The organism is Allobosea minatitlanensis, assembly GCF_964020775.1.
Map to the genome: position 1 here is coordinate 3,189,454 of NZ_OZ224509.1, position 26,192 is coordinate 3,215,645.

Below are 26,192 nucleotides of genomic sequence, written 5' to 3' on the forward strand. Positions count from 1 at the left end.
TATATCATCCGGCCCGGTTTTGCACGTCCGGCGCCGGCCGCCCTCACTTCTTCGCGCGGGCGACGATCTGTGTCGGGTTGACGAAGCGGAGCGCGATGACGAGCCAGATCAATGTGGTGACCATGTAGATGACGGCCATGGCGTCGATCGACTGGACGGCGCGCACGCCGGAGGCGAAGACGGCGTAGTAGAGCGCGACGACCAGCGTCTGGCTGGTCGGGCCGGCGGTGAGGAAGGTCAATTCGAACATGGCGAGCGTGCGCACCAGCACGAGCAGCAGCGCCGCCAGGATGCCGGGCATGAGCAGCGGCAGCAGCACATGCACGAAGAGCTTGAAGGTGTTGGCGCCGAAGACGCGCGCCGCCTGCTCGATCTTGGTATCGATCTGCTCGATGAAGGGGATCATCACCAGGATGACGAAGGGCACCGTCGGCACCAGATTGGCCAGCACCACGCCCGACATCTGCCCGGCGAAGCCGGTCTGGTAGAGCACCGTCGCCAGCGGGATGCCGAAGGTGATCGGCGGCACCAGCAAGGGCAGCAGGAAGAGCAGCATGACCAGCTTCTTGCCCGGGAAGTCGCGCCGCGCCAGCGCATAGGCCGCCGGCACGCCGATCAGCCCCGACAGGACCACCACCAGGAAGACGATCTGGAAGGTGACGAGCAGCACGTCATGGAGCTGGAACTCCGACCAGGCGGCGGAGTACCAGCGCGTCGTCCAGCCGGCCGGCAGCCAGGTGCCGAGCCAGCGCGTGGCGAAGGAGGAGGTCACCACCGTCGCGATCATGGCGAGGAGGTTGACGATGAAGAAGCCGATCAGCGTCCAGTTGGCGGCCGCCCAGAGCTTCGTCGAGATGCGGGTGTCCTTGACCATGGCTCAGCCCTTTCCGCCACCGGCCGGGCCGCGATAGAGCAGGCCGCGCGCCGCCAGCACCGCGACGACGATGGCAAGCTGCACCAGCGCCATGATCATCGCGACCGCCGAGGCCATCGAGTAGTCGTATTCCTCGAAGGCCGCCTGATAGGCCGCGATCGAGATCACGCGGGTCGGCCCCGCCGGCGCGCCGAGCAGCACCGCCGAGGGGAAGACCGAGAAGGCCTGCACGAAGCTCAGGCAGAAGGTGATGGCGAGCCCCGGCAGCAGGAGCGGGAAGAGGATGTGCTTGAAGCGCTCCCACGGCCCCGCCCCCAGCGTCGCGCCCGCCTGCTCCAGCGCCGGGTCGATGCCGGAGAGATAGGACAGCGTCAGCAGGAAGGTGAAGGGAAAGCCGGTGATCACCAGCGAGAGCATCACGCCCCAGTAGTTGTGCAGCAGCTTCACCGGCGAGGAGATGAGGCCGAGCGTCATCAGGGTCCGGTTGAACCAGCCCTGTGGGCCGAGATAGTTCAGCAGGCCCTCGGCGACGAGCACCGTGCCGAGCGTGATCGGGATCACCAGGATCGTGGTCAGAAGGCGCTGGTTGCGCATCAGCCGGACGCGGAAGGCGATCGGGATCGCCAGCGCCAGCGTCGCGATCGTCACCGGCAGCGCGAGCCAGAGCGTGGTGCCGATCGTCCCGTAGAGGAAGGAATCGGAGAAGAAGCGCTGGTAGTTGGCGAAGACGCCGCCCTGCTTCGGCTCGAAGGAGAGGAAAAGCCCGTAGAGGAACGGGTAGATGAACAGCGCCAGCAGGAACAGGACGGCCGGGACGACGAGCAGCGTCAGCCCGTCGAGCCCGCGCGCCGCCAGCCGCTGCTTCAGCGGGATGGAGACGTCCGTGCTCACGCCGCGCCTCCATAGACGAGGACGCGATCGGGCTCGGCGGCGAGCGTCACCGTCTCGCCCGGCGAGAGCTTGTCATGGGCGAGGAAGGAGAGGTCCGTGCCGTCGGCCATGCGGGCGAAGCCGACGAATTCCCGACCGCGGAACTCGGTCGAGACCACCTGCGCCGTGAGGCCGGGCTGGCCGGCCGCGACCGGGTGCAGATCCTCCGGACGGATGGCGAGCCAGGCCTCGGCGCCGGCCGTCACCGCATTGCGGGTGCGGCCCGCGATCTGCGCCTCGCCGACCGCGACCGTGGCGCGGCCCTCGGCAGCGCTCGCGACCTGGCCCTTCACCTTGTTGCGGAAGCCCATGAACTCGGCGACGTCGAGATGGTCGGGCCGGGAGAACAGATCCTCCGGCGTGCCGACCTGACGGACCACGCCGTCGCGCAGCACGACAATGCGGTCGGCGAGCGAGAGCGCCTCCTCCTGGTCGTGGGTGACGTAGATCGTGGTGGCGCCCAGCGTGTTGTGGATGCGGCGGATCTCGGCGCGCATCTCCAGGCGCAGCTTGGCGTCGAGATTCGAGAGCGGCTCGTCCATCAGCACCAGCGGCGGCTCGACCACGATGGCCCGCGCGATGGCGACGCGCTGCTGCTGGCCGCCCGAGAGCTGGCCGGGCAGCTTCTCGGTCTGGCCCTGCAGCCGCACCAGCGCGGCGGCTTCCGCCACGCGCCGGTCGATCTCGGCCCGGGGCACGCCGCGCATCTTCAGGCCGAAGCCGATGTTCCTGTTCACGCTCATATGCGGGAAGAGCGCATAGTTCTGGAACACCATGCCGAAGCCGCGCTCCTCCGGCCGCAGCGGGTCGATGCGCTTGTCGTCCAGCCAGATCCCGCCCCCCGTCGCCGGAAGCAGCCCCGCGATCAGGTTCAGCGTCGTCGACTTGCCGCAGCCCGACGGGCCGAGAAGGGCGATGAACTCGCCCTTGCCGATCGTCAGCGAGACGTCCTTGAGCGCGTTGTGGCTGCCGAAGTCACGGCTCAGGCGGTCGAGCCGAAGCTCGCGGAAAGAGGCTGCGTTGATCGTCATGGCTTCCAGGTCGTGAGAGCGGTGTCGAATGATGGCGGACAGCGAGCTTCACATGGATCGCGAAGCCCGCCGCCGGTCAATCCTTACTTCTTCTTGGCGCCGCCGACCTGCTCGTCCCAGATGCGGAAGGCGATCACCATCTTGTCGGGGGTCAGCGGCGTTTCCATGGGATTGTCCGCGATCAGCTTCTCGTATTCGGGGCGGCCGAATTCGGCGATGGCCTTCTGGCTCGACTCCGGAGCCATCGAGAGCGGAACGTCCTTCACCGCCGGGCCGGGATAGAAATAGCCCTCGTCATAGGTATAGGCCTGCTGCTGCGGCGTCAGCATGTGACGGATCAGGTCGAGCAGGACCGCGAGCTTCTCGTCCGAGACACCCTTCGGGATCATCATGTACTGGGCGTCGGTAACCCAGTGGAAGCCCTTCAGGGCCTGGACCTTGGCTTCCTTCGGCACGATGCCCAGAACGCGCGGATTGATGTCCCAGCCGGTGGTGCTGACGATGATGTCGCGCGTGCCGTCGCCGAGCTCCTTCATCGCCTGCCCCGTCCCGCCGGGATAGTACTCGACGTTCTCGCCGAGCGCCTTGAGATAGGCCCAGGTCTTGTCCCAGCCCTTTTCCGGGTCCTTGGGGTCCTTGTCGCCGAGGAGATAGGGCAGCCCCATGATCCAGGTGCGGCCGGGGCCGGAATTGGCCGGGCGCGGATAGAGGAAGCGGCCGGGATTCTGCTTGCTCCAGGCAAGCAGCTCCTCGGCCGTGGTCGGCACCTGCTTCACGCGGTCCGGCATGTATTCGAGCAGCGGCCCGGAGGGATAGTAGACCATCGCCATCCCCTGCCCCGAACCGAGGTTATGCATGGCGAGCGCCGGCTTGAGGTAGATGTCCTCGGGCTTCGGCAGCTCCGAGGCGAACTGGGGCAGCAATTCGACCCAGAGCTTCTGGTCGATGCCGGCCGACAGCACGTCGAGACCGCCGATGACGAGGTCGATATCGAGGCGGCCGGCATTCTGCTGGGCCTTGACCTTCGACGGCAGCTCGGGCGCCGGCGCCTTGGTGAAGACCATGCGCGAAGCCATCTTGGGCTTCATCTTGGGATAGTTTTCGAGCGGCGTCTGCACCAGCGCCAGGGCGCCGCCGACATCGACCACGCTGATCGTGACGGGAGACGAAGGCTGCTTGGGCTGCTGCGCGAAGACGCCCGGCGCCTGCGCGACCATGCCCAGGCCCGCCACGCCGCCGATGAAATGGCGCCGGTTGATGCTGTCGTGAACCATGATGTCTCCTCCCGCTGCGGATGCCCGCTTGTTGCTTCGCCTCGTGCCGGCCCGGCCGCCGCCATCCGGTGCCCGCCCCTCGATCCGCGGAACCTGCCAAGTTGACGCAGCCCCCGGATGATCGGTATCCTAGTATACTAGTCGTCGAGAGCTTGGCAATGGCCCATCCCGCAGCCCGTCACAGCACGGACCAGATCTACAGCGTGCTGCGCACCGACATCATCAGCGGCGCGCTGAAGCCGCGCGAGGCGATGTCCGAGGCGCGGATGGCGCTGCGCTTCGGCGTCAGCCGCACCCCGGTCCGGGAGGCGTTCAAGCGGCTGGTCGAGGAAGGCTTCCTGGTCGCGGTGCCCCAGGTCGGCACCTTCGTCGCGCCGATCGACCTCGCCGCCGTCCATGACAGCCAGTTCGTCCGCGAGACGCTGGAATGCCGCACCGTGGTGCTCGCCGCGCAGCGCATCGGCGAGGCCGACCGGCGCCGGCTCGAGGCGCAGGTGGAGGAGCAGGCGCAGGCGGTCCGGCGGCAGGACCGGCCCGAGATCTTCCGCCTCGACGAGGTCTTCCATGCCGAAATCTCGCGCATCGCCGGGCATCGCGCCGTTTGGAGCATGATCGAGGGCGTCAAGGCCCAGATGGACCGGGTGCGCTGCCTCTCGCTCGAAACGCCGTCCTGGTCCGAGGTGATCCTGAACGAGCACCGGATCATCGCCGACTGCATCATGCGCCATGACGAGAACGGCGCCGAGGCGGCGATGCGCGCGCATCTGCGCACCGTCTTCGCGACGATCGACAAGATCGCGAAGGACCATGCGGACGCCTTCGACAATTCCGGTCTCGTCCACGGCGCCTCCTGACCTCCCCGCCCCCAAGCAGCGATACTTCTCGAAGGATATCAGACCATGGAACAATGCTGGCGCTGGTTCGGGCCGGACGACGTCGTGACTCTGGCCCAGGCGAGGCAGGCCGGCGCCACCGGCATCGTCAATTCGCTGCACCAGATTCCCTATGGCGTGGTCTGGAGCGTCGAGGAGATCGAGAAGCGCCAGGCCATCGTGCGCGGCGACGGGAGCCTCGGCCTGGAATGGAAGGTGGTCGAGAGCCTGCCGATCCATGAGAGCGTCAAGATCGGCGAAGGCGATCTCGAAACCGTGTTCGAGAACTACCGCCAGTCGATGCGCAACCTCGCCGCCTGCGGGCTCAAGGTGATCTGCTACAACTTCATGCCGGTGCTGGACTGGACCCGCACCGAGCTCGCCCACAAGCTCCCCGGCGGCGGCACGGCGCTGCGCTTCAACCTGCACGAATATGTCGCGCTCGACCATTTCATGCTGAAGCGCAAGGGCGCCGATGAGGGCCATTCCGCCGAGGTCATGGACCGGGCCAGGGCCTGGTTCGAGAACTCCAGCCAGGCCGACCGCGACCGGCTGCTGTCGAGCGTGATGGCCGGCCTGCCCGGCGCCTTCGACCGCTACGACCTGCCCGGCCTCGCCCGCATCCTCGAGCGCTATGCCGGCATGACGCATGCGAAGCTGCGCGAAAACCTCAAGCGCTTCCTCGAGGCGATCATCCCGACGGCGGAGGACGTCGGCATCCGGATGTGCATCCATCCCGACGACCCGCCGCGGCCTCTCTTCGGCCTGCCGCGCATCTGCTCGGACGAGGAGGACATCGCCTATATCCTCGGCGCCGTCGATTCCCCGGCGAACGGGCTGACGCTGTGCTCCGGCTCGCTCGGCGCCAATCCGAAGAACGACGTGCCGCAGATCGCGCGCCGCTTCGCCGACAGGATCTGGTTCGCGCATCTGCGCAACGTCGCCAAGGACCCGGACGGCTCCTTCATGGAGGCCGAGCATCTCGGCGGCGATACCGACATGGTGGCGCTGGTGGATGTCCTGATGGCGGAGGAGCAGCGCCGCAAGGCGGCCGGCATCCCGCATTGGCGCATCCCGATGCGGCCCGACCACGGCCACGAACTGCTCGACGACGTCGGCAAGGGCAGCTTCCCCGGCTATCCGGCTGTCGGCCGGCTGCGCGGGCTGGCTGAGCTGCGCGGCGTCATGGCGGCACTGGCGGAGGTCAAGGGCTACGACGCCTGAGAGACGGCTGCACCTTCGCACGGCAGAGCGCGGAATCCCCTCTCCTGTAAGGAGAGGGGTAGGGGTGAGGTGTCGGCCGCTGGACCAGCAAAGCGCTAGCCTCAATACAGCAGCGACCATCTCGCAGCAAATACGGTGAGCGGCCTACCCCTCACACCCTGCCCTCTCCCTATGGGAGAGGGTTCCCCGAGGCGCCTGAGCTTACCGACGAATGTCTCAGTGATCGTGGGAGTGGCCCTTATGGCCATGCGCCGTGCCGTGGCCGTGGCCATGATCGTGATGGCTGTGCCCGTGGTGGTCGTGGTCATGCCCGCAACCGCAAGCATCGCCATGGGCGTGGTGATGCTCGTGCCCATGCGCCTGCTCCTGACCGTGATGGGCATGATGATGCTCGTGCCCGTGCTCATGGCCGTGATGATGATGCTCGTGGTCATGATGATGGTCGTGGCCGCAGCCGCAGGCGTCGCCATGGGCGTGGTGGTGCACCTCCGGCTCCGGCTGGAAGGGGCGCTCGACCGGCGTCATGGCGCAGCCCTGCCCGCGCACCAGCTCGGCCAGCGCCGGATCGTTCGGGACATAGAGCGCCTCGGCCGTCATCTCGGCCGGGACGTGATGGCCGCCGAGATGCCAGGCGAGACGCGTCAGCCGCAACGGATTCTCGGCGCGGACCTCCAGGAGGCTTTCCGGCAGGGCCCTGATCTGGACGAGGCGGCCATCCTCCAGCTTCAGCGCGTCGCCGTCGTTCAGCGCCGCCGGCCGGTCGAGCGCGATCGCGATGTCGAGCCCGCCGGCAGTCGTGGCGGTGACGCCGTCGCGGTTGCGGTCGCGATGGGCGAGGCCGAGCGTATCGGCGACGCGCTCGGGGCGGACGGCGGCCTTGCGGAGGACGGAAGTGGCGCGAAGCATCTGCGGCGATCCCATGGCTGGGGCCGGAGCGGAGGCTCCGGGCCCGGATCGCAGCTTAGTAGCACAATGCGGCGGCCGTGCTACCGGGCTCGCGAAGCCGCGGCGCTCCGACGCAACCGCAACCTCGTTCCGCTCAGCGCGGCAGCGCCTTGACCTCGGCGTCGAACTTCTTGAGGAGGCGCGAGCGCTCCTCCGGCGCGCCCCAGCGCGGCGTGTCGTAGTCGATCAGCTTGATCTCCGAGAATTTCGGCGCATCCGGCGAGAGCGCCGAATTCCGGTTGGAGGGGATCGAGTTGATCTTCAGCTTCGCGTTGATGTTCTGGGCGTCGGGCGAGAGGGTGAAATCGACGAACTTGCGCGCCGCTTCCGGGTTCTTGCCGCCCTTGATCACCGAGACCGAGCCGGTCTCGTAGCCGGTGCCCTCGCAGGGCGCCACGGTCTCGATCGGCGCGCCCTGGAGCTTCTGCGTCAGCATGTCGTGGATGAAGGCGATGCCGACGGCCGTCTCGCCGAGCGCGGTGGCCTTGACCGGGGCGATGCCGGATTTGGTGTACTGGCTGATGTTCCTGTGCAGGCTCTTGAGGAAGTCGAAGCCCTTCTCCTCGCCGAGGCGCTGCACCGTCGTCGCCAGGAAGACATAGGCCGTGCCGGACGAGCCGGGATCGGCGATCTGGACCTCGTCGCGGAACTTGGCGTCGAGCAGGTCGGCCCAGCATTTCGGGGCGGCGATGCCGCGCTTCTTCAGGACGTCGCTGTTGTAGCCGATGCCGAGCGCGCCGAGATAGATCGCATTGGTGCGGAACTTCGCCTGCTCGGCATGGCGCTGCGCCCAGTCATGCAGTTCCGGCAGCTTCGGCGACTTGTACACGTCGAGCAGGCCCTCCGCCGCCGCCTGGAGATGCGGCTCGCCCGGCCCGCCCCACCAGACGTCGCCGCGCGGATTGGTGGCCTCGGCCTTGACCTGCGCATAGACCTCGCCGGTGCTCTTGCGCACCATCGCGACCTTGATGCCGGTCGCCTTCTCGAACATCGCCGCGCCCTCGCGGCACTGCTCCTCGAGGATCGAGCAGTAGACGGTGACCTGGCCCTGGGCGAAGGCGGGAGCCGCCGCTCCGGCCAGTGTCGCGGCGAAGGCCGCTCCCGCGAGCAGGCGGGGCAGTCGGTGGCGGATCATGCTGGTCTCCCGGGTCAGGTCTTTTGCCGACTAGAGAGCGGCTGCCGCGGGCCCTGTCAATGGTGCAGCGGCGATGCCCCGCCCGTCACCCCTCGGCCGCGTCGGCCGGAGAGGGCGAAGCGGCGGGGCCGTCCTCGCCGGGGCCGGCCTTGGCCGCCTTGGCCGCCTTGGCGGCGGGCTTCGGCTTCTTCTTGATCTTCTTGACCACCACCTTCGGCCGCGGCAGGCGCGCCTGCTGGTCCTGCAGCATCTCGAGCTGGACCTGCTGGATCTCGGCGAGGCGCTGCCATTGCCGGGTGATCAGATGGTCCATCTTCTCGTGCAGGTGGCGGATCTCGAGCTCGGCCTTGAGATTGACCTGATAGTCGTTGGCCGAACGCAGCCTGTCCTTCGATTCCTGGCGCTTCTGGCTCATCATGATGATCGGCGCCTGCACGGCCGCGAGGCAGGAGAGCACGAGATTGAGCAGGATGAAGGGATAGGGATCGAAGGCGCTCGCCGCCATCGCGACGTTGAGCGCCATCCAGCCGAGCAGGACGACGCCGAAGCTGATCAGGAAGGCCCAGGAGCCGCCGAAGCTCGCGAGGTTGTCGGAGAGGCGCTCGCCCAGCGTGCGGTGCTCCTCGAAATCGTCCTCGACGTTCTCGGCGATGGTCTCCTGCCGGGCGATGCTCTCGGCGACCTCGCGGTCGAGGTCCGAATATTCGCCGTGCTCCTCGCGCAGGATCTCCTCGACATAGCGCGTCCGGTAGCGCGCCAGCTCCTTCAGGCTGATCAGCGCATCGTCGGGCAGGTCCGGGAAGTCGTTGCGGATGTGCTCGACCAGCGCCGGGCGCAGGGTCCCGATCTCGACGAGGTTCTTGCGCGCCATCTCCTGCCCGCTGATCGCGCAGACGCCGCGCTTGCGGCTGGTGCCGACCGTCGCCGCCGGCATCTCGAAGGGCGGCGGCACCGGCGGAATGTCGAGAGCCGACATGTCGTGCCTGTCGTCGGGTCTATCGTTCACACGGGACCTTCTGCGTTCCGGCCGGAGCCGTGGTCTGCGTCGCCGGACCCCTCCGCGGCCCATCGGGCACGGCGCGATCCGGAATCTTGTTATGGCATCGGATTTTCGCCGAAAAGTGGTTTTCTCGCCGCAATCCGATGGTCCGGCGGCCGCGTCCCGCGAGACGCGCCGGCCTCAGGACTTCGCGTCCTCGGCTTTCGTGGATTCGTCTTCATCCGAATCCTCCTCGGAATCCTCGTCCTCGTCGGCGAGATCGTCCTCGTCGTCGAGGTCGAGATATTCGTAGCCGAAGACGATCTCGCCGGTCTGCGGGTCGAAGGCGCTGACGGAGGAATCCTCGAACGCCTCGATCAGCATTTCCACATCGTCCGGCCCGTCGACCTCGAAGCGGCGCAGCACGGTCTCGCCCTCGGCCTTGAGCACGAGCTCGATCGACCAGCCCCGGCCGGTGGTGTCGTAGATGCACTTCAAACCCTGGATCGGCAGCATGCGGCTCTCCTTGAGGTTGACCAGATGCGCGGCAGCGCATGCCCGGTCAGATGCCCGAACCGCGTGACGACTGCACGACGCCCGCAAGCGCTCCCACTCAACGCCGGCCGGCGAGGAAACGTTCCACCTCCTCGCGGCCCGGCGCCCCCTCGCGGCCGCCGAAACGGGTGCATTTGAGCGCCGCCGCCGCCGAGGCGAAGCGGATGGCCTCGATCTCGCCCCGCCCTTCCGCCAGCGCCAGGGCGAAGGCCCCGTGCCAGACGTCGCCGGCCCCCAGCGTGTCGACGGTCTCGACCGCGAAGGCCGGGCTGTGGCGGACCTCGCCGTCCCAGTGGAGCACGCCCGCCTTGCCGAGCGTCACCGCAAGCCAGGTCGCGCCGCCGCGGGTGATCCTGGCGAGCCCGGCGCGCGGATCCTCCTCGCCCGAGACCTCGCGCAGCGCCTGCTGGCTGAAGGCGACATGGCTCGCCGTGGCGACGAGGTCGGGATGCGGCGGCATGCGGTCGCCGTCGAGCACGCCCGGAACGCCGGCTTCGCGCGCCAGCCGCAGCGCCGCCAGGGCGCCCTCGCCCCAGCGCGTATCCGCGAGGACGGCGCCGGCTCCCGCGGGCAGCTCCCGCGGCAGCCAGCCGGCATCCTCCGGCATCGCCGGGTCGGAATGGGAGATCACCATGCGCTCGCCCTGCGCATCGACCAGGATGGCCGAGACCGGCGAGGTCAGCCCGGCGACCCGGCGGGCGAAACGGGTGTCGACGCCCTCGCGGTTCAGATCGGTGACGATGCGATCGCCGGTGAAGTCGTCGGCGAGGCGCGTCGCCAGCCAGCAGGCGCCGCCGAGCCGGGCGATGGCGACGGAAGCGTTGCCGGCGCAGCCGCCCCCGACCACGGCGAGGCCGCGCGAACGGTATTTCTCGCCGCGGGTCGGCAGGGTCTCGACGCTGTAGACATAGTCGAGCGTCGCGATGCCGAGGCAGAAGACGCCGGCGCGAACAGTTTCAGGAGCCAAATTGCCGGCCCTCGATGTCGGTATGGATGAAATCATCGCCCTTATAGGCGAGCTTCACATCCGCGGCGCGGGCGGAGGCATAGGCGAAGCAATCACCCATGTTGAGACGGGCGGGATGACCTGTCGAATGATGATAGGAGCCGGCGCAGCGGTGGGCGATCCGGCCCACCTCCTCATCGATCGCGACGATGCGGATGTCCGCATCCTCCAGGAAAGCCCTGACCACCTGATATCCGTCGTCAATGCTGAAACGTTTCACGGCTGCAAGCCGTGTCGAAGCCTCGAACATCGCAAGCGGCGACGTGACCAGCTCGCTTTCGGCGAGCAGAGCCTCCCTGATCGCGACGGCCTCGGCCTCCTCGAGCAGATTGGCGACGATGACCGATGCATCCAGGAACATCAGGCGTCGCCATATTCGCGATCGAAGAACTCCTTATGCGTCATCCCGTCATCGACCGTCGGATAGGCCGCCAGCCGCTCCTGCGCCTTGCGGGTCGCCTCTTCGATCTGCCGGCGCCGCTCCTCGCGGCGCTTCAGCTCCCGCTCCACGGCCATGCCGATCGCCGCCTGCAAGCTGATGCCGTCACGCTCCGCCAATTCGCGGACCATGCGGTCGATCTTCGGATCGCGGACGAGAATGCTCATCGCGGCCTCCATGATATCACTGGATGATATCATGGAGGCCGTCCTCGGCCCAATACCGCCGCCGCCGGCTCACCAAGCGCCCGTGTTCGGCATGCTCGCCCAGGGCTCCGCCGGCGGCTTCGGATCGCCCTTCTGGAGCAGCTCGATCGAGATGTTGTCAGGCGAGCGGACGAAGGCCATGTTGCCGTCGCGCGGCGGGCGGTTGATGGTGACGCCGGCCTTCATCAGCTTGTCGCAGGTCGCGTAGATGTCGTCGACCTCATAGGCGAGATGGCCGAAATTGCGGCCGCCGGTATAGGTCTCCGGGTCCCAGTTATAGGTCAGCTCCAGCGTCGGGCGGCCGCGCGAGCCGCCGGCCTCGGCTTCGGCCAGGTCGTCCGGGGCGGCAAGGAAGACCAGGGTGAAGCGGCCCTTCTCGTTCTCGATGCGGCGGGTTTCGACTAGCCCGAACTTGTTGACGTAGAAATCCAGCGCCTGATCGAGATCGGTCACACGGACCATGGTGTGGAGATATCGCATCTGTCGTCCTCGCTGATCGGGAACAGGGTTGATCCGGCCCCTAAATCGGGCAAGAGCTTCGCCGTTCCAAGGGACGCCATACAGGACGAGCCATGACGACAACGCAAGACGGACCGGCGACGGCCCCGCCTGAGCGCGCCACGCCCGCCCAGATCGCGCAGATCAAGCAGCGCGCCGCCATCCTCTCGGTGATGGCGACGATCCTGCTGACGGCGGCGAAGATCGTCGGGGCGCTGATCTCGGGCTCGCTCGCGCTGCTGACCGACGCGCTGCAGGGGCTGGTCGATGTCGGCTCGACGCTGTTCACCTGGTTCGCCGTGCGCGCCTCCGACAAGCCGGCCGACGAGGAGCATCACTACGGCCACGGCAAGGTCGAGGCGCTGGCCGCGCTGGTCGAGACCGCGATCCTGTTCACCCTCGCCGGCGCGATCCTCTGGGAAGCCGGCAACCGGCTGTGGAACAATCTGGTCGAGCATGTCGCGGTGACGCCGCTGGTCATCGGCGTGATGCTGCTCTCGATGACGGTCGACGCCATCCGCTGGCGCTCGCTGACCAAGGTCGCCAGGGAGACCGGCAGCGAGGCGCTGGCCGGCGAGGCCACGCATTTCTCGGCCGATTTCATCGGCTCGGCGCTGGTCCTGCTCGGCCTGGTCGGCGTCTGGTACGGCGTCGAGCGGGCCGACACGGTCGCCGCCTTCGCCATCGCGGCCTACACCGCCTATTCGGCCTACAGGCTGGCGCGGCGCACCCTCGACACGCTGATGGACACGGCCCCCGAAGGCGTCAGCGAGAAGCTGCGCGAGGCCGCCCGCCGGGTACCCGGCGTGGTCGGCATCAACTGGCTGCGCGTCAGGCCGGCCGGCGGGCGTATCCATGGCGAGATCGGCATCGGCGTCTCGCGCACCCTGCCGCTCGACCGCGTCACCGCCATCAAGGCCGAGCTCGCCGCGGCGCTCGCGGCGGCCGAGCCCGGCTCGGAGATCACCATCACCGCCGATCCGGTGCAGGTCGACGACGAGACCGCGCTGGAGCGGGTGCTGCTGATCGCGCTCAAGCTCAAGATCCCGGTGCATCACGTCACCGTCCACTCGATCGGCGACAAGCTTTCGGTCAGCCTCGACATGGAGGTCGACCACGGCCTGCCGCTCGGCGAGGCGCATGAGATCGCGACGCGGCTGGAAAGCGCCATCCGGGCCGAATTCGGCGGCGAGACCGAGGTCGAGACCCATATCGAGCCGATGGAGACCGGCCAGCCCGCCGGCCACAACGCCGCCTGGGAAACGGTCGAGGACATCGGCAAGGCGCTGGCCGGCGAAGCCTCCAGGCTCTCCGGGCCGATCCACGACATCCACAGCGTGCGCGTGCGCCAGACCGCCAGGGGGCTGGTGGTGAACTATCATTGCCGGGTCGACCCGGCGCTGGACGTCGCCGCCGTCCATGCGGCCGTCGACGCGATCGAGCGCGCGGTGCGGATCGCGCGGCCGCAGGTCTGCCGGCTCGTCAGCCATGCCGAGCCGGCGGTAGCCTCCTCATAGCGCTTCGACCGTCATGGCCGGAAACGAGGCGACGAAGCGTTCGGGCAGGATCGGGCGAGACGCTCGGGCCGTCCTTCGGATCGCTCCGCTCGCCATGACGGCCAAGAGGCTTTAGAGACGAACCATGCGTACCGACGATGCTCCGCTGATCCGCCTCGAGGATTACCGCCCGTCCGACTGGCTGATCGACACGGTCGATCTCGACATCAGCCTGCATCCGACGCAGACGCGCGTGCGCTCCCTGCTGGCGCTGCGGCCCAACCCCGCCGGCCAGACCGATGCGCCGCTCGTGCTCGACGGCGACGAATTGGCGCTCAAGGCGCTCAGCCTCGACGGCGAGCCGCTCGACGCATCCGCCTATGCGGCCGGCCCGCAGGGGCTGACGCTCCACGCGCCGCCGCGGCGCGGCTTCACCCTGACCATCGAGACCGAGATCGACCCCGCGGCCAACACCAAGCTGATGGGGCTCTACCGCTCCTCGCGGGTCTACTGCACGCAATGCGAGGCGGACGGCTTCCGCCGCATCACCTATTTCCTCGACCGGCCGGACGTGATGAGCGTCTACACGGTCAGGCTCGAGGCGGCGAAGGCGGAGGCGCCGGTGCTGCTCTCCAACGGCAATCTCGTCGCCACCGGCGAGGTGCCGGGCAGCGACCGGCATTTCGCCCTCTGGCACGATCCGCATCCGAAGCCGGCCTATCTCTTCGCCTTGGTCGGCGGCGCGCTCGACCATGTCCGGCAGGACTACGTCACCGCCGACGGCCGCAAGGTCGAGCTCGCCGTCTATGTCGAGCCGGGCAAGGCGGGCCGCGCCGGCTGGGCGCTGGATTCGCTGGTGCGCTGCATGCGCTGGGACGAGAAGGTCTTCGGCCGCAACTACGATCTCGACGTGTTCAACGTCGTCGCCGTGTCCGACTTCAACATGGGGGCGATGGAGAACAAGGGCCTCAACATCTTCAACGACAAATACGTCCTCGCCGATCCGCAGACCGCGACCGACGGCGACTACGCCTCGATCGAGGCGATCATCGCGCATGAGTATTTCCACAACTGGACCGGCAACCGCATCACCTGCCGCGACTGGTTCCAGCTCTGCCTGAAGGAAGGCCTCACCGTCTTCCGCGACCAGGAATTCTCCTCCGACGAGCGCTCGCGCCCGGTGAAGCGCATCGCCGATGTCCGCACCCTGCGCTCGACCCAGTTCTCGGAGGATGCCGGCCCCCTCGCCCATCCGGTCCGGCCGCGCGCCTACAAGGAGATCAACAACTTCTACACGCCGACCGTCTACGAGAAGGGCGCGGAGGTGATCCGCATGCTCAAGGTGCTGATCGGCGACGACGCCTTCAAGCGCGGCATGGACCTCTATTTCGAGCGCTGCGACGGCACCGCCGCGACGATCGAGGAATTCCTCGCCTGCTTCGCGGAAAGCTCGGGCCGGGACCTGTCGCATTTCGCCCGCTGGTACGAGCAGGCCGGCACGCCGGCCATCGTCGCCTCGGGCCGCTACGACGCCGCAGAACAGCGCTACACGCTCGACCTGGCGCAGAGCACGCCGCCGACCCCCGGGCAGGCCGAGAAGGAGCCGATGGTGCTGCCGGTCAGGCTCGGCCTCGTCGGCACGGAGGGCGACCTGCCGCTCAGGACGCAGTCCAACGCCTATGCCGGCGACGGGCTCGTCGTGCTCGACGGCCCTTCGCTCTCGATCGCCTTCGAGGGCGTGACGGAGCCGCCGATCCCCTCGCTGCTGCGCGGCTTCTCGGCGCCGGCTCGGCTGGAGCTCGACCTGTCCGAAGCCGATCTCCTGCGGCAGTTCACCCGCGACAGCGATTCCTTCAACCGCTGGCAGGCCCTGCAGAGCATCGCCACCCGCGCCCTCGTCGCAGCCGGCCGCCCGGGCGCCGATTCCGGAGCCCTCGGCGCGACGGCCGCCGAGCTCGGCCGGGCGCTGGACGGCTTCCTCGCGGCCGATGCGCTGGCCGACCCCGCCTTCGCGGCGCAGGTGCTGCGCCTGCCAGCCCCGGCCGACATCGCCCGCGAGATCGGCAAGGCCGTCGATCCCGATGCGATCTTCGCCGCCCATCGCGCCCTCTCCACCGCCATCGGAAGCGCGCTTCTGCCCCGGCTTTCCGGCCTGCGGCAGGCCCTGGAGACGAAGGGCCCGTACCGGGCGGATTCGGCCTCGGCCGGCCGCCGGGCGCTGCGCAACGAATTGCTCGGCCTCGCCGCGCTGGCCGCGCCGGCGGACGGCGCGGCGCTGTGCGAGCAGCAGTTCGAGACCGGCGACAACCTGACCGACCGGCTGGCGGCGCTGGCGGCGATGACGCTCATCCCCGGCGAGCGGCGCGAGCGGCTGATCGCCCGTTTCGCGGAAGCCTATGCCGGCGAGCCGCTGGTGCTCGACAAATGGCTGATGGCGCAGGCCCTCATCGCCGAGCCGGCGACGCTGGAGCGGGTCAGGGAGCTGATGCGCCACCCCGCCTTCTCGCTCGGCAATCCGAACCGGGTGCGGGCGCTGATCGGCGGCTTCGCCGCCAACCTGACCCAGTTCAACCGGGCCGACGGCGCGGGCTACGGCTTCGTCGCCGACATCGTCATCGCGCTCGACCGGACCAATCCGCAGGTCGCCTCGCGGCTGCTCGGCTCGTTCAAGAGCTGGCGCATGCTGGAGCCCGGCCGCAGGCGGCAGGCCCAGGAGGCGCTCGGCCTGGTGGCCCGCACGCCGAACCTCTCCCGCGACGTCTCCGACATCGCCGAACGGGCGCTGGCCTGAGACGAAGCGGGCCAGCGCAGCCTCCTTCGCGACGAGGGCCTGCGGGTCGTTCGCTCGGGCTCCCGGAGCGGCGTCGAGGCGCGGCCCGCCCGACTCGTTAACGGGCGCCGACCGAAATCGTTAACGTTCCATTACCCGCACAGGATTCATTCGAGGGATCGGTACAACCTTGGAGGGCATTCTGCGCGGTTGACTCAACTCAAGGCTGGACAAACCGAGTCGCCGGGATTCAACTGACGATGATTCGCGGGGATGCGGCACGTCTCCCGATCTTACTGACGGTAAAGTTCCGAAGGGGGACCGGGCATGTCGCGTGCCAACGCGGAGTGCGCATCCGTGCGCGCCGATACGATTCTGGGTGTAGCGCGCTCGCTCACCCATCCGTTGTATCAGCGTTTCGAGAGCTTCGAGCCGGCTTTCCGCACGGCGATCCCCGTGCTCGTCGGCCTCTTCATCGTCATTCTGAGCGCCGGCGCCGCGATCCAGACGGCGGCGCTGCGCGAGGACGCCCTCCTCGACGCCACCGGCGACATGGAGGTGATCTCGGCGCTGATCGCCCGCGAGCTCGACAACGGCACGCAGGCCGGCAAGGAGCCGGCCGCCATCCTCGCGACCATCGCCGCGAAGCACCTCGCCTCGCATGGCCGCATCGTCCATATCAGCGGCGCGGACGGCCGGGTGGTCGCCAGCGAGCCCGCCATCGGCCAGACTCCGCGCACCCTGGTCGATTTCCTCGGCCAGGCCCAGCCCCTCACCGTCTTCGGCGACCGCGCCGGGGTGATGCGCATCACCCTGCCCGGCGGTCCCGAGGTTCTCGCCATCGTCCGCAACCTCGCCAATCCGCTCGGTCAGGTCGCGGTGCTCCAGCCCGTCTCGCGGGCGCTCTCGCTCTGGCAGGACCGGCGCACCAGCCTCGGCATCCTGTTCGGCGCGGCCGGGGCCGTGCTGGCGATGACGACGCTCGCCTTCATGCTGCAATCGAAGCGCGCCAGCGCCGCCGACGAGGATTGCGACTGCGTGCGCGAGCGCATCGACACCGCGCTCAACCGCGGCCATTGCGGGCTCTGGGACTGGGACCTCGCCCGCGGCCGGATCTACTGGTCGGATTCGATGTACGCTCTGCTCGGCTACGACCGCCGCGGCGAATACATGTCCTTCGGCGAGGTGATGAGCTTCATCCACCACGAGGACGTCGATCTCTACGCCCTGGCCGATGCGATCAGCCGCGGCGAGACCAGCCATATCGACCAGGATTTCCGCGTCCGCAACGCCGATGACGAGTGGATCTGGCTCAAGGCCCGCGCCGAGCTCGTCGTCGACCGCCGCACCCAGTCGCACCACCTCGTCGGCATCGTCGTCGACATCTCCGAGCAGCGCCGCATGGCCGAGCGCACCGCCACGGCCGATGCCCGCCTGCGCGACGCGGTCGAGGCGATCTCGGAGGCCTTCGTGCTGTGGGATTCGGAAAACCGGCTGGTGCTCTGCAACGCCAAGTACCAGCAGCTCCACCAGCTCGCGCCCGACCTGCTGCTCACCGGCACCAGCCATGACGAGATCATGGCGCTGAGCGCCCAGCCCCATATCGACCGCGAGCCGGCGCGGGCGCTGCGCGGCTCGGCCTCCTACGAGGCCCGCCTCTCGGACGGGCGCTGGCTCCAGATCAACGGCCGCCGCACCAAGGACGGCGGCTCGGTCTCGGTCGGCACCGACATCACCAAGCTCAAGCAGCAGGAGGAGCGGCTGACCCAGTCCGAGCACCAGCTCCTGATGCATGTCACCGACCTCAAGGCCTCGCGCCAGAAGCTGGAGGCGCAGGCGCAGCAGCTCGCCGAACTCGCCGAGCGCTATCTGGAGCAGAAGGCCGTCGCCGAGAGCGCCAACCGCGCCAAGTCCGAATTCCTCGCCAATATGAGCCATGAGCTGCGCACGCCGCTCAACGCCATCATCGGCTTCTCCGAGATCATGGAGGGCGAGCTGTTCGGCCCGCTCGGCGAGAAATACACCGATTACGTCCGCGACATCCGCTCCAGCGGCGGCTACCTGCTCGGCATCATCGACGACATCCTCGACATGTCGCGCATCGAATCCGGCAAGATGCGGCTGGAGCGCAGCGAGATCGCGCTCGGGCCGGTGCTGGACGAGGCCGTCCGCAAGGTCCAGCCGGAGATGGAGCGCAAGCGGCTCGCCTTCTCGGTCGAGGGACCGACCGACACCCATATCGACGCCGATCCGCACGCGCTCTACCAGATCCTCGGCAATCTGCTCGACAACGCAGTCAAGTTCACGCCGGAAGGCGGGCGCATCGCGGTGCGCACGCGCCATGTGCCGGGCGCCATCAACATCTTCATCGAGGATACCGGCATCGGCATTCCGAAGGAGAAGATCGAGCGCGTCGGCCGCCCCTTCGAGCAGGTCGAGGGCGATCTGGTGCGCAGCTACAAGGGCTCGGGACTCGGCCTCGCCATCGCCCGCTCGCTCACCGAACTGCATGGCGGCTCGCTGCGACTGCGCTCCGCCATGGGCGCCGGAACCGTCGTCATGGTGCATCTGCCGCTCGACGGCGGCGCGGGGCGGGTCACGGCGCAGGCGGCGTAGCCCCGGAAACCTCTCCGTCATTCCGGGGCGCGCCGCAGGCGCGAGCCCGGAATGACGCCTACCCCCTCGGCCTCGCTTCACCCAGCACGCGGGTGAAGATCGCGCGGACGCCGGCGCGGACCTCGTCGAGCTCCGCCTTCAGCACCTTCACGTCCGGGCGCCCTACCGCGGTGGCGATCCGCTGCAGCACGCGGGGCGGCACGGCCTTGGGGTCGAAGGCCTCCTCGACCGTGAAGCGCTGCCAGAGCTGGACGTCGCCGATCAGGCGATGCGCCTCCAGCAAAGCCGAGGCATCGGCCTCCGAAAGCAGCCCCGACGCACGCGCCGCCGCGAAGACGGAGGCCGTGTCGTTGACGATCAGCGACGGGTGCCCGCTCGCATGGGCGAGCAGCAGGAACTGGGCGAGGAAATCGAGATCGGTGAGGCCGCCGGCGGCGAGCTTCAGGTCCCAGGGGTCCTTCTCGCCCTTCTCCCTGGCGATGAGGGCGCGCATCTGCGCGACCGCGGCCGCCACGCGGGCCGGATCGCGCCGGCGGGCGAGGATGGCGCGGATCGAGGCCCCGACCCGCTCCGCCAGCCCGGCGTCGCCGGCGACGACGCGGGCCCGCGTCAGCGCCATCTCCTCCCAGATCTCGGCCTCGCCGGCATGGTAGGCCTCGAAGCTGGCGAATTGCGTCGCCGCCGGGCTCTTGTTGCCGGAAGGCCGCAGGCGCATGTCGACCTGATAGAGCGTGCCGCGCCGCGTCGGCACCGTCAGCGCCGCGACGAGCCGCTGGGTGAAGCGGACATGCCAGGTGACGGGGTCGAGGCTGCGGGCGCCGTCGCTGCCGCCGGCCTCCTCCGGCCGGTCGTAGAGCAGGATGAGGTCGAGGTCGGAGGACGGCGTCAGCTCGCCGGCGCCCAGCCGGCCGAGGCCGAGAACCACGGCCTCGGCGCCCGCGACGATGCCGTGATCGGCGGCGAAGGCCGCGCGCGTGTCGGCGAAGGCGACGCGCAGGCAGGCTTCGGCCACGGCGCAATAAGCCTGCCCTGCCCCCTGCGCCGGATAGACGCCGGAGAGCAGCCGGGCGCCTACCAGGAAATTCTCCTGCCGGGCGGCATCGCGCAGACGGTCGAGCCCGTCCTCGACGCTCGGCGGCGGCGCGCCGACATAGGTGCGGATGCGCTTTTCCAGCGCGGCGACGTCGAGCACCGCCTGGCCGAAGGCCGGATCGATGACCCCGTCGAGCACATGCGGATGCAGCGCGGCCACCTTGGCGAGGCGCGGCGCGCTGCCGAGGATTTCGGCGAAGAGCGTCAGCAGGGAGTCATGCGAACGCAGCAGCGTCAGCAGCTCGACCGCCGCCGGCATGCGGACGAAGGCGTTGTCGAGATGGGCGAGCGCGCCGTCGGGATCGGCGGTGCGGCCGAGCGCGACCAAGAGCGCCGGGGTCAGCTCCGTCAGCACCTCGCGGGCGCGGGCGCCGGTGACGGCGGGACGGCGGCCGAAATGCCAGCCGCGCACCGTCTCCGCCGCGGTCATGCCGTCGCGGAAGCCGAGCTTGCCCAAAGTCTCGACCGTCTCGGGGTCGGGCTCGGAGCCGGTGAAGCTCAGCGTCCCGGCTTCCGAGGCGAGGCTCGGCCCCTCCTCGAACAGCAGGGCGTAATGGCCTTCGATACGCTTCGCATGGGCGGTCAGTTCCTTGCCGAAGGCGGCGGCATTGGCATAGCCGCAGAAGCGGGCGAAGGCGTCGAGCTCGCCGGCCGCCCTGGGCAGGGTCTGGGTCTGCTCGTCGTCGCGCATCTGCAGGCGGTGCTCGATCGTGCGCAGCCAGCGATAGGATTCCGACAGCTCGTCGCGCGCCTGCGGCGTGATCCAGCCCTCGTTCGTCAATTCCTTCAGCATGTCGAGCGTGCGCGGACCCCGTAGGGCCGGACGCCTGCCTCCGAAGACGAGCTGCTGGGTCTGGACGAAGAACTCGATCTCGCGGATGCCCCCGCGGCCGAGCTTCACATTGTGGCCGGCCACCGCGATGGTCTCGTGGCCTTTCACCGTCTGGATCTGGCGCTTCATCGCATGGATGTCGGCGATGGTGGCGAAGTCGAAATATTTGCGCCAGATGAAGGGCGAGAGATCCTTGAGGAAGCGCCGGCCGAGCGCGGCGTCGCCGGCGATCGGGCGGGCCTTGATCATGGCGGCGCGCTCCCAGTTCTGGCCGACGGTCTCGTAATAGGAATAGGCGCTGGGCAGCGCGATCGCGACATGGGTCGAGGCCGGGTCCGGCCGCAGGCGCAGATCGACGCGGAAGACATAGCCGTCCGGCGTGCGCTCCTGGATGATGCGGGCGATTTGCTGCGTCAGCTTGACGAAGAAGCTCGACGGCTCGCCGACGCCGGCCGCCTCCGCCACCTCGGGGTCGAAGAAGACGACGATGTCGATGTCGGAGGAATAATTGAGCTCGCCGGCGCCGTGCTTGCCGAGCGCCAGCACGACGAGGCCGGAGCCCGGGCCGGGATCGGCCGGATCGGCGAGCGTGATCCGCCCGAGATCGGCGGCCTGGCGCAGCACATGGTCGGTAGCCAGGCGCACCCCCATGTCGGCCATCGCGGTCAGCGCCGCCGTGACCGTCTCGACGTCCCAGACGCCGCCGATATCGGCGAGCGCGATCAGCAGCGCCATGGCGCGGCGGAAGCGGCGCAATTCCCGCATCAGATCGGCGGTCTCGCAGCCGCTTGCGCCGAAGGCGGCGATGCCGGCGAGCAGCGCGTCGCGGCGCGCCTCCGGCGCCTGCGTCAGGCTGGCGAGCAGGCCCTCGGGATCGAAGCGCATCACCTGCGTCAGGAAGGGCGAATGGGCGAGCACGCCGGCGACCAGCGCCGCCGAGCGGGGATGCGCCGCCAGATGCGCCTGCAGAGCCGCGGCCGCCTCCTCGTCATGGAGGCGTTCGATCAGCTCCCGCTCCAGCAGCGCCTCGGCCCTGGCCTTCGCCGGCAGGACCGGCGCCGCCGCCAGCCTGTCACAGAGCTGCCCCGTCATATCCGCCACTCCCGTCAGAGGGATGGCACGCCAGCAGGGTTTGGCGCGGCTGTCGAGCTTTCGGAGCCGGGCGGAGGCAGCGTTTCCACAGGCTTGGGCCGGGCCGCCGGCAGCGCGATCACGGCCCGCAGCCCCGGCGCGTTGTCCTCCAGCCGGAGCGTGCCGCCATGCAGGCGCACCACGCCGGCCACCATCGACAGCCCCAGCCCGAAACCGGGCTGGCTGCGGCTGTCGTCGAGCCTGACGAAACGGTCCAGCACCCGGCCGCGATCGGCCTCTGGGATGCCGGCGCCGCGATCGGCGACCGACAGCTCGATCTCCTCGCCGACGCGCCGCGCGGCGACGGTGACCGCAGCCTCGCCGCCATCCTGCGGGCGGCCGTATTTCAGGGCGTTGTCGATCAGATTCGCCAGGGCCTGGCCGATCAATTCGCGATTGCCGACGATGTGGAGGCCGGGCGCGACGTCGCCGACGAGCGCGAGCCCCGCCTCCTCCGCCAGCGGTTCGTAGAGCTCGGCCACCCCGGAGACGATCTCCGAGAGATCGAGATCGGCCATGGTGTCGCTGACCCGGCCGGCCTCGAGCCGGGCGATCATCAGCAGCGCGTTGAAGACGCGGATGAGGTTGTCGGCCTCCTCGATCGCGCCGTCGAGCGCCGCGCGCAATGCGTCGGGCGACTTGGCGGTGCGCAGCGCCTCCTCGGCCCGGTTGCGCAGGCGCGTCAGCGGGGTCTTGAGGTCGTGGGCGATGTTGTCGGTGACCTGCTGCATGCCCGCCATCAGCTCGCCGATGCGGTCGAGCATGGCGTTGAGGTTGAGGGCGAGGCGGTCGAGCTCGTCGCCGGTGCCGGCGATGGCGAGCCGGCCCTTGAGGTCGCCCTCCATGATGCCGTGGGCGGTTTCGGTCATGCCGTCGATGCGCCGGAGCACCCGCCGGGCCACGAACCAGCTCGCGAAGCAGCCGAGCACGAAGATCAGCGCGAAGGACCAGCCGATGGCCCGGCGGATCACCGCGCCGAGCCGGTCGCGCTCCTCGACGTCGCGCCCGACCAGCAGGCGGAAGCCGGCCGGCAGCACGAAGACGCGCACGATCGCATGGCTCGGCGTGTCGATGGTTTCGCTGGTGCGGGCGTATTCGATCTCGCTCTCGCCGGTCTTGTCGAGCGTGCCGGGCGGGATCGCCTCGACATTGCCGGCGACACGCTCGCCGACCGGCGTCGTCACCAGATAGAGCGAGGCCCCCGGCGCGCGCGAGCGGCGCTCGACGATGTTGACCAGCCGGCGGATGCCGCCCTGGCGCGCCTGCTCGGCCAGGCCCTGGATCTCGGCGTCAATGATCGAGCGGATCTGGTCGCTCAGCAGGCGCTGCGCGTTCCAGGCGACATAGCCGAGCACGAAGGCGGCGAAGAGCGCGAAGATGACGAGATAGACCGCCGTCAGCTTGAACGCCGTGGTGCGGAACAGCGTCGGCAGGAATTTCGAGCGCTTGCGCTGGGGAGCCTCAAAGGGTGCCGTCACGGACCATGTATCCCGCGCCGCGGATGGTGTGGATCATCGGATGCTCGAAACCCTTGTCGATCTTCGAGCGCAGGCGGCTGACATGCACGTCGATGACGTTGGTCTGGGGGTCGAAGTGATAGTCCCAGACGTTCTCCAGCAGCATGGTGCGGGTCACGACCTGTCCGGCATGCTTCATCAGATATTCGAGCAGACGGAACTCGCGCGGCTGGAGCACGATCTCCTGTCCCTCGCGCGTGACGCGATGGGCCAGCCGGTCGAGCAGCAATTCGCCGACGCGATAGGTCGTGGGCTCGGCCGCCGGGGCGCCGCGGCGGCGCGCCAGCACCTCGACGCGGGCGAGCAGCTCGGAGAAGGCATAGGGCTTGGGCAGATAGTCGTCGCCGCCGGCGCGCAGGCCCTTCACGCGGTCGTCGACCTGGGCCAGAGCCGAAAGGATCAGCGCCGGCGTCTCGTCCTTCTGCTCGCGCAGGGAGCGGATCAGCGACAGGCCGTCGAGGCGGGGCAGCATGCGGTCGATGACCAGCACGTCGTAGCCGCCGCCCTCGGCCATGGCATAGCCTTCGAGCCCGTCGGGCGCATGATCGGCGACATGGCCGACCTCGCGGAAGGCTTTCGTCAGATAGGCCGCAGCCTCGGCATCATCTTCGACGATCAGGAGTCGCATGGCTCGAAACTAGAACCTTTCCGGTCGATCGGAAATACAGCCGTCATTCCGGGGCTTCGCGTAGCGAAGAGCCCGGAACCCGGAACCGGCGCCCCTTGCGGCCATGAGCGATCACTTATCGCCCTTATCTCACAAGGCATCGGTTCCGGGTTCCGGGCTCGGGCCTCCGGCTTGCCCCGGAATGACGATGCATTTCCGTGTAGCCCGCTCATCTCGCTCGCCAAAAACAAAAAACGGCAGGCCGGACGATACGCATCCGGCCTGCCGCCGCGACGGCTGGTCTTCCCGGCTGGGGCGACAGGAAACCGGGAGACCAGCCAGCTACGCTCAGGCCGCGGGCTGGCGGCCGACCTCGAAGGTCACGTCGCGGGAATGACCTTCGCGGTAGAGGGTGATCGTGGCCTTGGTGCCGGGCGCGAAGTTCGCGATCTTGCGCGACAGGTCGCGGGCGTCCTTGATCTCCTCGCCGTTGACGGCGGTGATGGTGTCGCCGCGGCGGATGCCCGCCTTGGCGGCCGGACCGTTGCTCTGCGCCTCGGCGACGAGCGCGCCCTTCGCCTCCTTGAGGCCGATCGCGTCGGCCATCTCGCGGGTCACCGGCTGGATCTGCACGCCGATGAAGCCGCGCGCCACCTTGCCGTCCTTCTTGAGCTGGTCGACGACCTGCTTGACGGTCGAGGCCGGGATCGCGAAGGCGATGCCGACATTGCCGCCCGAGGGCGAGTAGATCGCGGTGTTGACGCCGACGACCTCGCCATTGCCGTTGAAGGTCGGGCCGCCCGAATTGCCGCGGTTGATCGGCGCGTCGATCTGCAGGAAGTCGTCATAGGGGCCGGAGCCGATGTCGCGCCCCTGCGCCGAGACGATGCCGGCCGTGACCGTGCCGCCGAGCCCGAAGGGGTTGCCGATCGCCAGCACCCAGTCGCCGATGCGCGGCTTGGCGTCGGCGAGCTTCACATAGGGGAAGCTGCCGCCGTCCTTGACCTTGAGCAGGGCGAGGTCCGAGCGCGGATCCGTGCCGATGACCTTGGCCTCCAGGGTCTTGCCGGCGTCGGTGACGAGCTGGACGTCGACCGCATGCTCGACGACATGGTTGTTGGTCACGACGTAGCCGTCCTGGCTGACGAAGAAGCCGGAGCCCTGGGCCATGCCGATCTGCGGTTTCGGACGCCCCATGCGGCCGCCCTCCTCGCCGCCGAACTCGCGGAAGAAGCGGCGAAGCTGCGGCGGCAGGTCGTCGAGATTCTGCTGGTCGGAGGTCGAGGCGACCTCGGTCTTGACGCGCACCGAGACGACGGCCGGCTTCACCTTGTCGACCAGGTCGGCGAAGGAGGGAAGCTGGGTCTGGGTGCCCGAGAGCTCGATCGGCTGGGCATAGGCCCGGTCGTTCTGCATGAAGGCGGTGTCGGCGATGCCGGCGACGAGGCCGATGCCGAGGATGGCGGTGCCGGCGAGAAGGGTGCCGCGCCGCAGGAAGGACTTCCGGTTCGTGTTTTGTGTCGTCATGATGAGAACCTCTTGGAGCGACAGGGTTGTCGTCCCCTGCTCGTGAGGATCACCATGAAGCCGGGCGCCTTACGCGGTTTTGGCCTGAAGATGACGATTTCGTAAGGTTTCCGCCGCCCCGGCGGGGCGCAGAGGCGGCGCCTGAAGCGGCTTCGCGGCGCCGACGCTTCAGTCCTGCTTTTCCCTGAGCAGCCCTTCGAGGCGCCGCTGCTCCTCGGCGGTCAGGGGCGCGGCCGCCCCGGGCGTCGCCGGGCCGCGGCGCCGGCGCCAGGCGAAGGCGGCGCCCCCCAGCAGGATCAGGAAGGGCGCGCTCCAGAGCAGGACCGTATGCGCGTTGAAGGGCGGGCGCAGCAGGACGAAGTCGCCATAGCGGGCGACGACGAAGTCGAGCACCGCCTTGTCGCTGTCGCCGGCCGTCAGGCGCTCGCGCACGAGCAGCCGCAGGTCGCGCGCCAGCGGCGCGTTGGAATCGTCGATCGACTGGTTCTGGCAGACCAGGCAGCGCAGGCCGCTCGAGATCGCGCGCGCCCGCTGCTCGAGGACCGGATCCTTGAGGACCTCGTCCGGCTGCACCGCATGGGCGGCCGGCAGGGCGAGAGCGAGGAAGGCCAGGGCCAGGAGCAGGCGGCGCATGCG

At 68.9% G+C, this 26,192-nt stretch carries 22 protein-coding genes; 5 read left to right on the plus strand and 17 right to left on the minus strand.

The genetic code is table 11. The annotated features are described in order from the left end of the window. Window positions 1-43: 43 nt before the first annotated feature. The 4 genes from ACWH43_RS15865 to ACWH43_RS15880 all read right to left on the minus strand — a co-directional run bounded on the left by ACWH43_RS15865 (window position 44) and on the right by ACWH43_RS15880 (window position 4,109). Complete coding sequence (locus tag ACWH43_RS15865) at window positions 44-874, minus strand: ABC transporter permease (RefSeq protein WP_158445634.1); 831 nt, start codon at window positions 872-874, stop codon at window positions 44-46. 3 nt (window positions 875-877) lie between these two features. Next, the gene (locus ACWH43_RS15870) at window positions 878-1,765 is read right to left on the minus strand and encodes an ABC transporter permease (RefSeq protein ID WP_260348016.1); all 888 of its coding nucleotides are present in this window, start codon (window positions 1,763-1,765) and stop codon (window positions 878-880) included. Beyond that, complete coding sequence (locus ACWH43_RS15875; protein WP_158445642.1) at window positions 1,762-2,829, minus strand: ABC transporter ATP-binding protein; 1,068 nt, start codon at window positions 2,827-2,829, stop codon at window positions 1,762-1,764. The genes ACWH43_RS15870 and ACWH43_RS15875 overlap by 4 nt, the downstream gene beginning before the upstream one ends. An 89-nt stretch (window positions 2,830-2,918) precedes the next feature. Further along, window positions 2,919-4,109: an ABC transporter substrate-binding protein gene (locus ACWH43_RS15880; protein ID WP_158445633.1), complete on the minus strand. Its 1,191-nt coding sequence runs from the start codon at window positions 4,107-4,109 to the stop codon at window positions 2,919-2,921. A 158-nt stretch (window positions 4,110-4,267) separates the two neighbouring features. Here ACWH43_RS15880 and ACWH43_RS15885 point away from each other — a divergent pair, with 158 nt between their 5' ends. Both ACWH43_RS15885 and uxuA read left to right on the plus strand, forming a co-directional pair. Further along, the gene (locus ACWH43_RS15885) at window positions 4,268-4,963 is read left to right on the plus strand and encodes a GntR family transcriptional regulator (RefSeq protein ID WP_158445632.1); all 696 of its coding nucleotides are present in this window, start codon (window positions 4,268-4,270) and stop codon (window positions 4,961-4,963) included. A 45-nt stretch (window positions 4,964-5,008) separates the two neighbouring features. Continuing rightward, complete coding sequence (uxuA, locus tag ACWH43_RS15890) at window positions 5,009-6,205, plus strand: mannonate dehydratase (protein ID WP_158445631.1); 1,197 nt, start codon at window positions 5,009-5,011, stop codon at window positions 6,203-6,205. Between the two features lie 216 nt (window positions 6,206-6,421). Here the strand turns inward: uxuA and ACWH43_RS15895 are convergent, their stop codons facing one another. The 8 genes from ACWH43_RS15895 to ACWH43_RS15930 all read right to left on the minus strand — a co-directional run bounded on the left by ACWH43_RS15895 (window position 6,422) and on the right by ACWH43_RS15930 (window position 11,950). After that, window positions 6,422-7,111, minus strand: a complete 690-nt coding sequence (locus ACWH43_RS15895) for an urease accessory protein UreE (protein ID WP_158445630.1) — start codon at window positions 7,109-7,111, stop codon at window positions 6,422-6,424. Between the two features lie 133 nt (window positions 7,112-7,244). Then, window positions 7,245-8,285 carry an ABC transporter substrate-binding protein gene (locus ACWH43_RS15900; protein ID WP_158445629.1) on the minus strand — a complete coding sequence of 347 codons (1,041 nt, stop codon included), beginning with the start codon at window positions 8,283-8,285 and terminating at the stop codon, window positions 7,245-7,247. A gap of 85 nt (window positions 8,286-8,370) precedes the next feature. Continuing rightward, window positions 8,371-9,291 (minus strand): DUF1003 domain-containing protein, encoded by a 921-nt coding sequence (locus ACWH43_RS15905; protein ID WP_375796994.1) that lies wholly within the window; start codon window positions 9,289-9,291, stop codon window positions 8,371-8,373. A 174-nt stretch (window positions 9,292-9,465) separates the two neighbouring features. After that, the gene (locus tag ACWH43_RS15910; protein WP_158445628.1) at window positions 9,466-9,780 is read right to left on the minus strand and encodes a hypothetical protein; all 315 of its coding nucleotides are present in this window, start codon (window positions 9,778-9,780) and stop codon (window positions 9,466-9,468) included. 97 nt (window positions 9,781-9,877) lie between these two features. Continuing rightward, on the minus strand, window positions 9,878-10,786 hold the full coding sequence (locus ACWH43_RS15915; RefSeq protein ID WP_260348017.1) for a PfkB family carbohydrate kinase: 909 nt from the start codon (window positions 10,784-10,786) through the stop codon (window positions 9,878-9,880). Next, window positions 10,776-11,186 (minus strand): type II toxin-antitoxin system VapC family toxin, encoded by a 411-nt coding sequence (locus ACWH43_RS15920; RefSeq protein WP_158445626.1) that lies wholly within the window; start codon window positions 11,184-11,186, stop codon window positions 10,776-10,778. Before ACWH43_RS15920 ends, ACWH43_RS15915 begins: the two co-directional genes overlap by 11 nt. Then, on the minus strand, window positions 11,186-11,431 hold the full coding sequence (locus ACWH43_RS15925; RefSeq protein WP_260348018.1) for a type II toxin-antitoxin system VapB family antitoxin: 246 nt from the start codon (window positions 11,429-11,431) through the stop codon (window positions 11,186-11,188). Before ACWH43_RS15925 ends, ACWH43_RS15920 begins: the two co-directional genes overlap by 1 nt. A gap of 69 nt (window positions 11,432-11,500) precedes the next feature. After that, a complete protein-coding gene (locus ACWH43_RS15930; RefSeq protein ID WP_158445624.1) occupies window positions 11,501-11,950 on the minus strand; it encodes a VOC family protein in 450 nt (149 codons plus the stop codon). 92 nt (window positions 11,951-12,042) lie between these two features. Between ACWH43_RS15930 and ACWH43_RS15935 the strand changes: the two genes are divergently transcribed. The 3 genes from ACWH43_RS15935 (at window position 12,043) to ACWH43_RS15945 (ending at window position 18,850) form a co-directional block, all read left to right on the plus strand. Continuing rightward, complete coding sequence (locus ACWH43_RS15935; protein ID WP_158445623.1) at window positions 12,043-13,485, plus strand: cation diffusion facilitator family transporter; 1,443 nt, start codon at window positions 12,043-12,045, stop codon at window positions 13,483-13,485. A 124-nt stretch (window positions 13,486-13,609) separates the two neighbouring features. Then, on the plus strand, window positions 13,610-16,255 hold the full coding sequence (pepN, locus tag ACWH43_RS15940) for an aminopeptidase N (RefSeq protein WP_158471771.1): 2,646 nt from the start codon (window positions 13,610-13,612) through the stop codon (window positions 16,253-16,255). 336 nt (window positions 16,256-16,591) lie between these two features. Beyond that, window positions 16,592-18,850: a PAS domain-containing sensor histidine kinase gene (locus tag ACWH43_RS15945; RefSeq protein WP_260348019.1), complete on the plus strand. Its 2,259-nt coding sequence runs from the start codon at window positions 16,592-16,594 to the stop codon at window positions 18,848-18,850. 58 nt (window positions 18,851-18,908) lie between these two features. Here the strand turns inward: ACWH43_RS15945 and ACWH43_RS15950 are convergent, their stop codons facing one another. From ACWH43_RS15950 to ACWH43_RS15970, 5 genes are all read right to left on the minus strand, one after another. Beyond that, the gene (locus ACWH43_RS15950) at window positions 18,909-21,866 is read right to left on the minus strand and encodes a bifunctional [glutamine synthetase] adenylyltransferase/[glutamine synthetase]-adenylyl-L-tyrosine phosphorylase (RefSeq protein ID WP_158446237.1); all 2,958 of its coding nucleotides are present in this window, start codon (window positions 21,864-21,866) and stop codon (window positions 18,909-18,911) included. Between the two features lie 14 nt (window positions 21,867-21,880). After that, on the minus strand, window positions 21,881-23,383 hold the full coding sequence (locus ACWH43_RS15955; RefSeq protein WP_158446236.1) for a sensor histidine kinase: 1,503 nt from the start codon (window positions 23,381-23,383) through the stop codon (window positions 21,881-21,883). After that, complete coding sequence (locus tag ACWH43_RS15960; RefSeq protein WP_158446235.1) at window positions 23,367-24,050, minus strand: response regulator transcription factor; 684 nt, start codon at window positions 24,048-24,050, stop codon at window positions 23,367-23,369. The genes ACWH43_RS15955 and ACWH43_RS15960 overlap by 17 nt, the downstream gene beginning before the upstream one ends. Window positions 24,051-24,377: 327 nt before the next feature. After that, a complete protein-coding gene (locus ACWH43_RS15965) occupies window positions 24,378-25,556 on the minus strand; it encodes a S1C family serine protease (RefSeq protein ID WP_158446234.1) in 1,179 nt (392 codons plus the stop codon). 168 nt (window positions 25,557-25,724) lie between these two features. Then, window positions 25,725-26,189: a cytochrome c-type biogenesis protein gene (locus tag ACWH43_RS15970; protein WP_158446233.1), complete on the minus strand. Its 465-nt coding sequence runs from the start codon at window positions 26,187-26,189 to the stop codon at window positions 25,725-25,727. Between the last annotated feature and the right edge of the window lie 3 nt (window positions 26,190-26,192).

What these genes read in the sequence shown, in the direction of transcription:
- ACWH43_RS15880 (WP_158445633.1), bottom strand. Translation starts at nt 4,109, where the DNA reads ATGGTTCACGACAGCATCAACCGGCGCCATTTCATCGGCGGCGTGGCG.
- ACWH43_RS15920 (WP_158445626.1), bottom strand. Translation starts at nt 11,186, where the DNA reads ATGTTCCTGGATGCATCGGTCATCGTCGCCAATCTGCTCGAGGAGGCC.
- uxuA (WP_158445631.1), top strand. Translation starts at nt 5,009, where the DNA reads ATGGAACAATGCTGGCGCTGGTTCGGGCCGGACGACGTCGTGACTCTG.
- ACWH43_RS15960 (WP_158446235.1), bottom strand. Translation starts at nt 24,050, where the DNA reads ATGCGACTCCTGATCGTCGAAGATGATGCCGAGGCTGCGGCCTATCTG.
- pepN (WP_158471771.1), top strand. Translation starts at nt 13,610, where the DNA reads ATGCGTACCGACGATGCTCCGCTGATCCGCCTCGAGGATTACCGCCCG.
- ACWH43_RS15900 (WP_158445629.1), bottom strand. Translation starts at nt 8,285, where the DNA reads ATGATCCGCCACCGACTGCCCCGCCTGCTCGCGGGAGCGGCCTTCGCC.
- ACWH43_RS15935 (WP_158445623.1), top strand. Translation starts at nt 12,043, where the DNA reads ATGACGACAACGCAAGACGGACCGGCGACGGCCCCGCCTGAGCGCGCC.
- ACWH43_RS15930 (WP_158445624.1), bottom strand. Translation starts at nt 11,950, where the DNA reads ATGCGATATCTCCACACCATGGTCCGTGTGACCGATCTCGATCAGGCG.
- ACWH43_RS15950 (WP_158446237.1), bottom strand. Translation starts at nt 21,866, where the DNA reads ATGACGGGGCAGCTCTGTGACAGGCTGGCGGCGGCGCCGGTCCTGCCG.
- ACWH43_RS15910 (WP_158445628.1), bottom strand. Translation starts at nt 9,780, where the DNA reads ATGCTGCCGATCCAGGGTTTGAAGTGCATCTACGACACCACCGGCCGG.
- ACWH43_RS15970 (WP_158446233.1), bottom strand. Translation starts at nt 26,189, where the DNA reads ATGCGCCGCCTGCTCCTGGCCCTGGCCTTCCTCGCTCTCGCCCTGCCG.
- ACWH43_RS15895 (WP_158445630.1), bottom strand. Translation starts at nt 7,111, where the DNA reads ATGCTTCGCGCCACTTCCGTCCTCCGCAAGGCCGCCGTCCGCCCCGAG.
- ACWH43_RS15965 (WP_158446234.1), bottom strand. Translation starts at nt 25,556, where the DNA reads ATGACGACACAAAACACGAACCGGAAGTCCTTCCTGCGGCGCGGCACC.
- ACWH43_RS15925 (WP_260348018.1), bottom strand. Translation starts at nt 11,431, where the DNA reads ATGAGCATTCTCGTCCGCGATCCGAAGATCGACCGCATGGTCCGCGAA.
- ACWH43_RS15865 (WP_158445634.1), bottom strand. Translation starts at nt 874, where the DNA reads ATGGTCAAGGACACCCGCATCTCGACGAAGCTCTGGGCGGCCGCCAAC.
- ACWH43_RS15885 (WP_158445632.1), top strand. Translation starts at nt 4,268, where the DNA reads ATGGCCCATCCCGCAGCCCGTCACAGCACGGACCAGATCTACAGCGTG.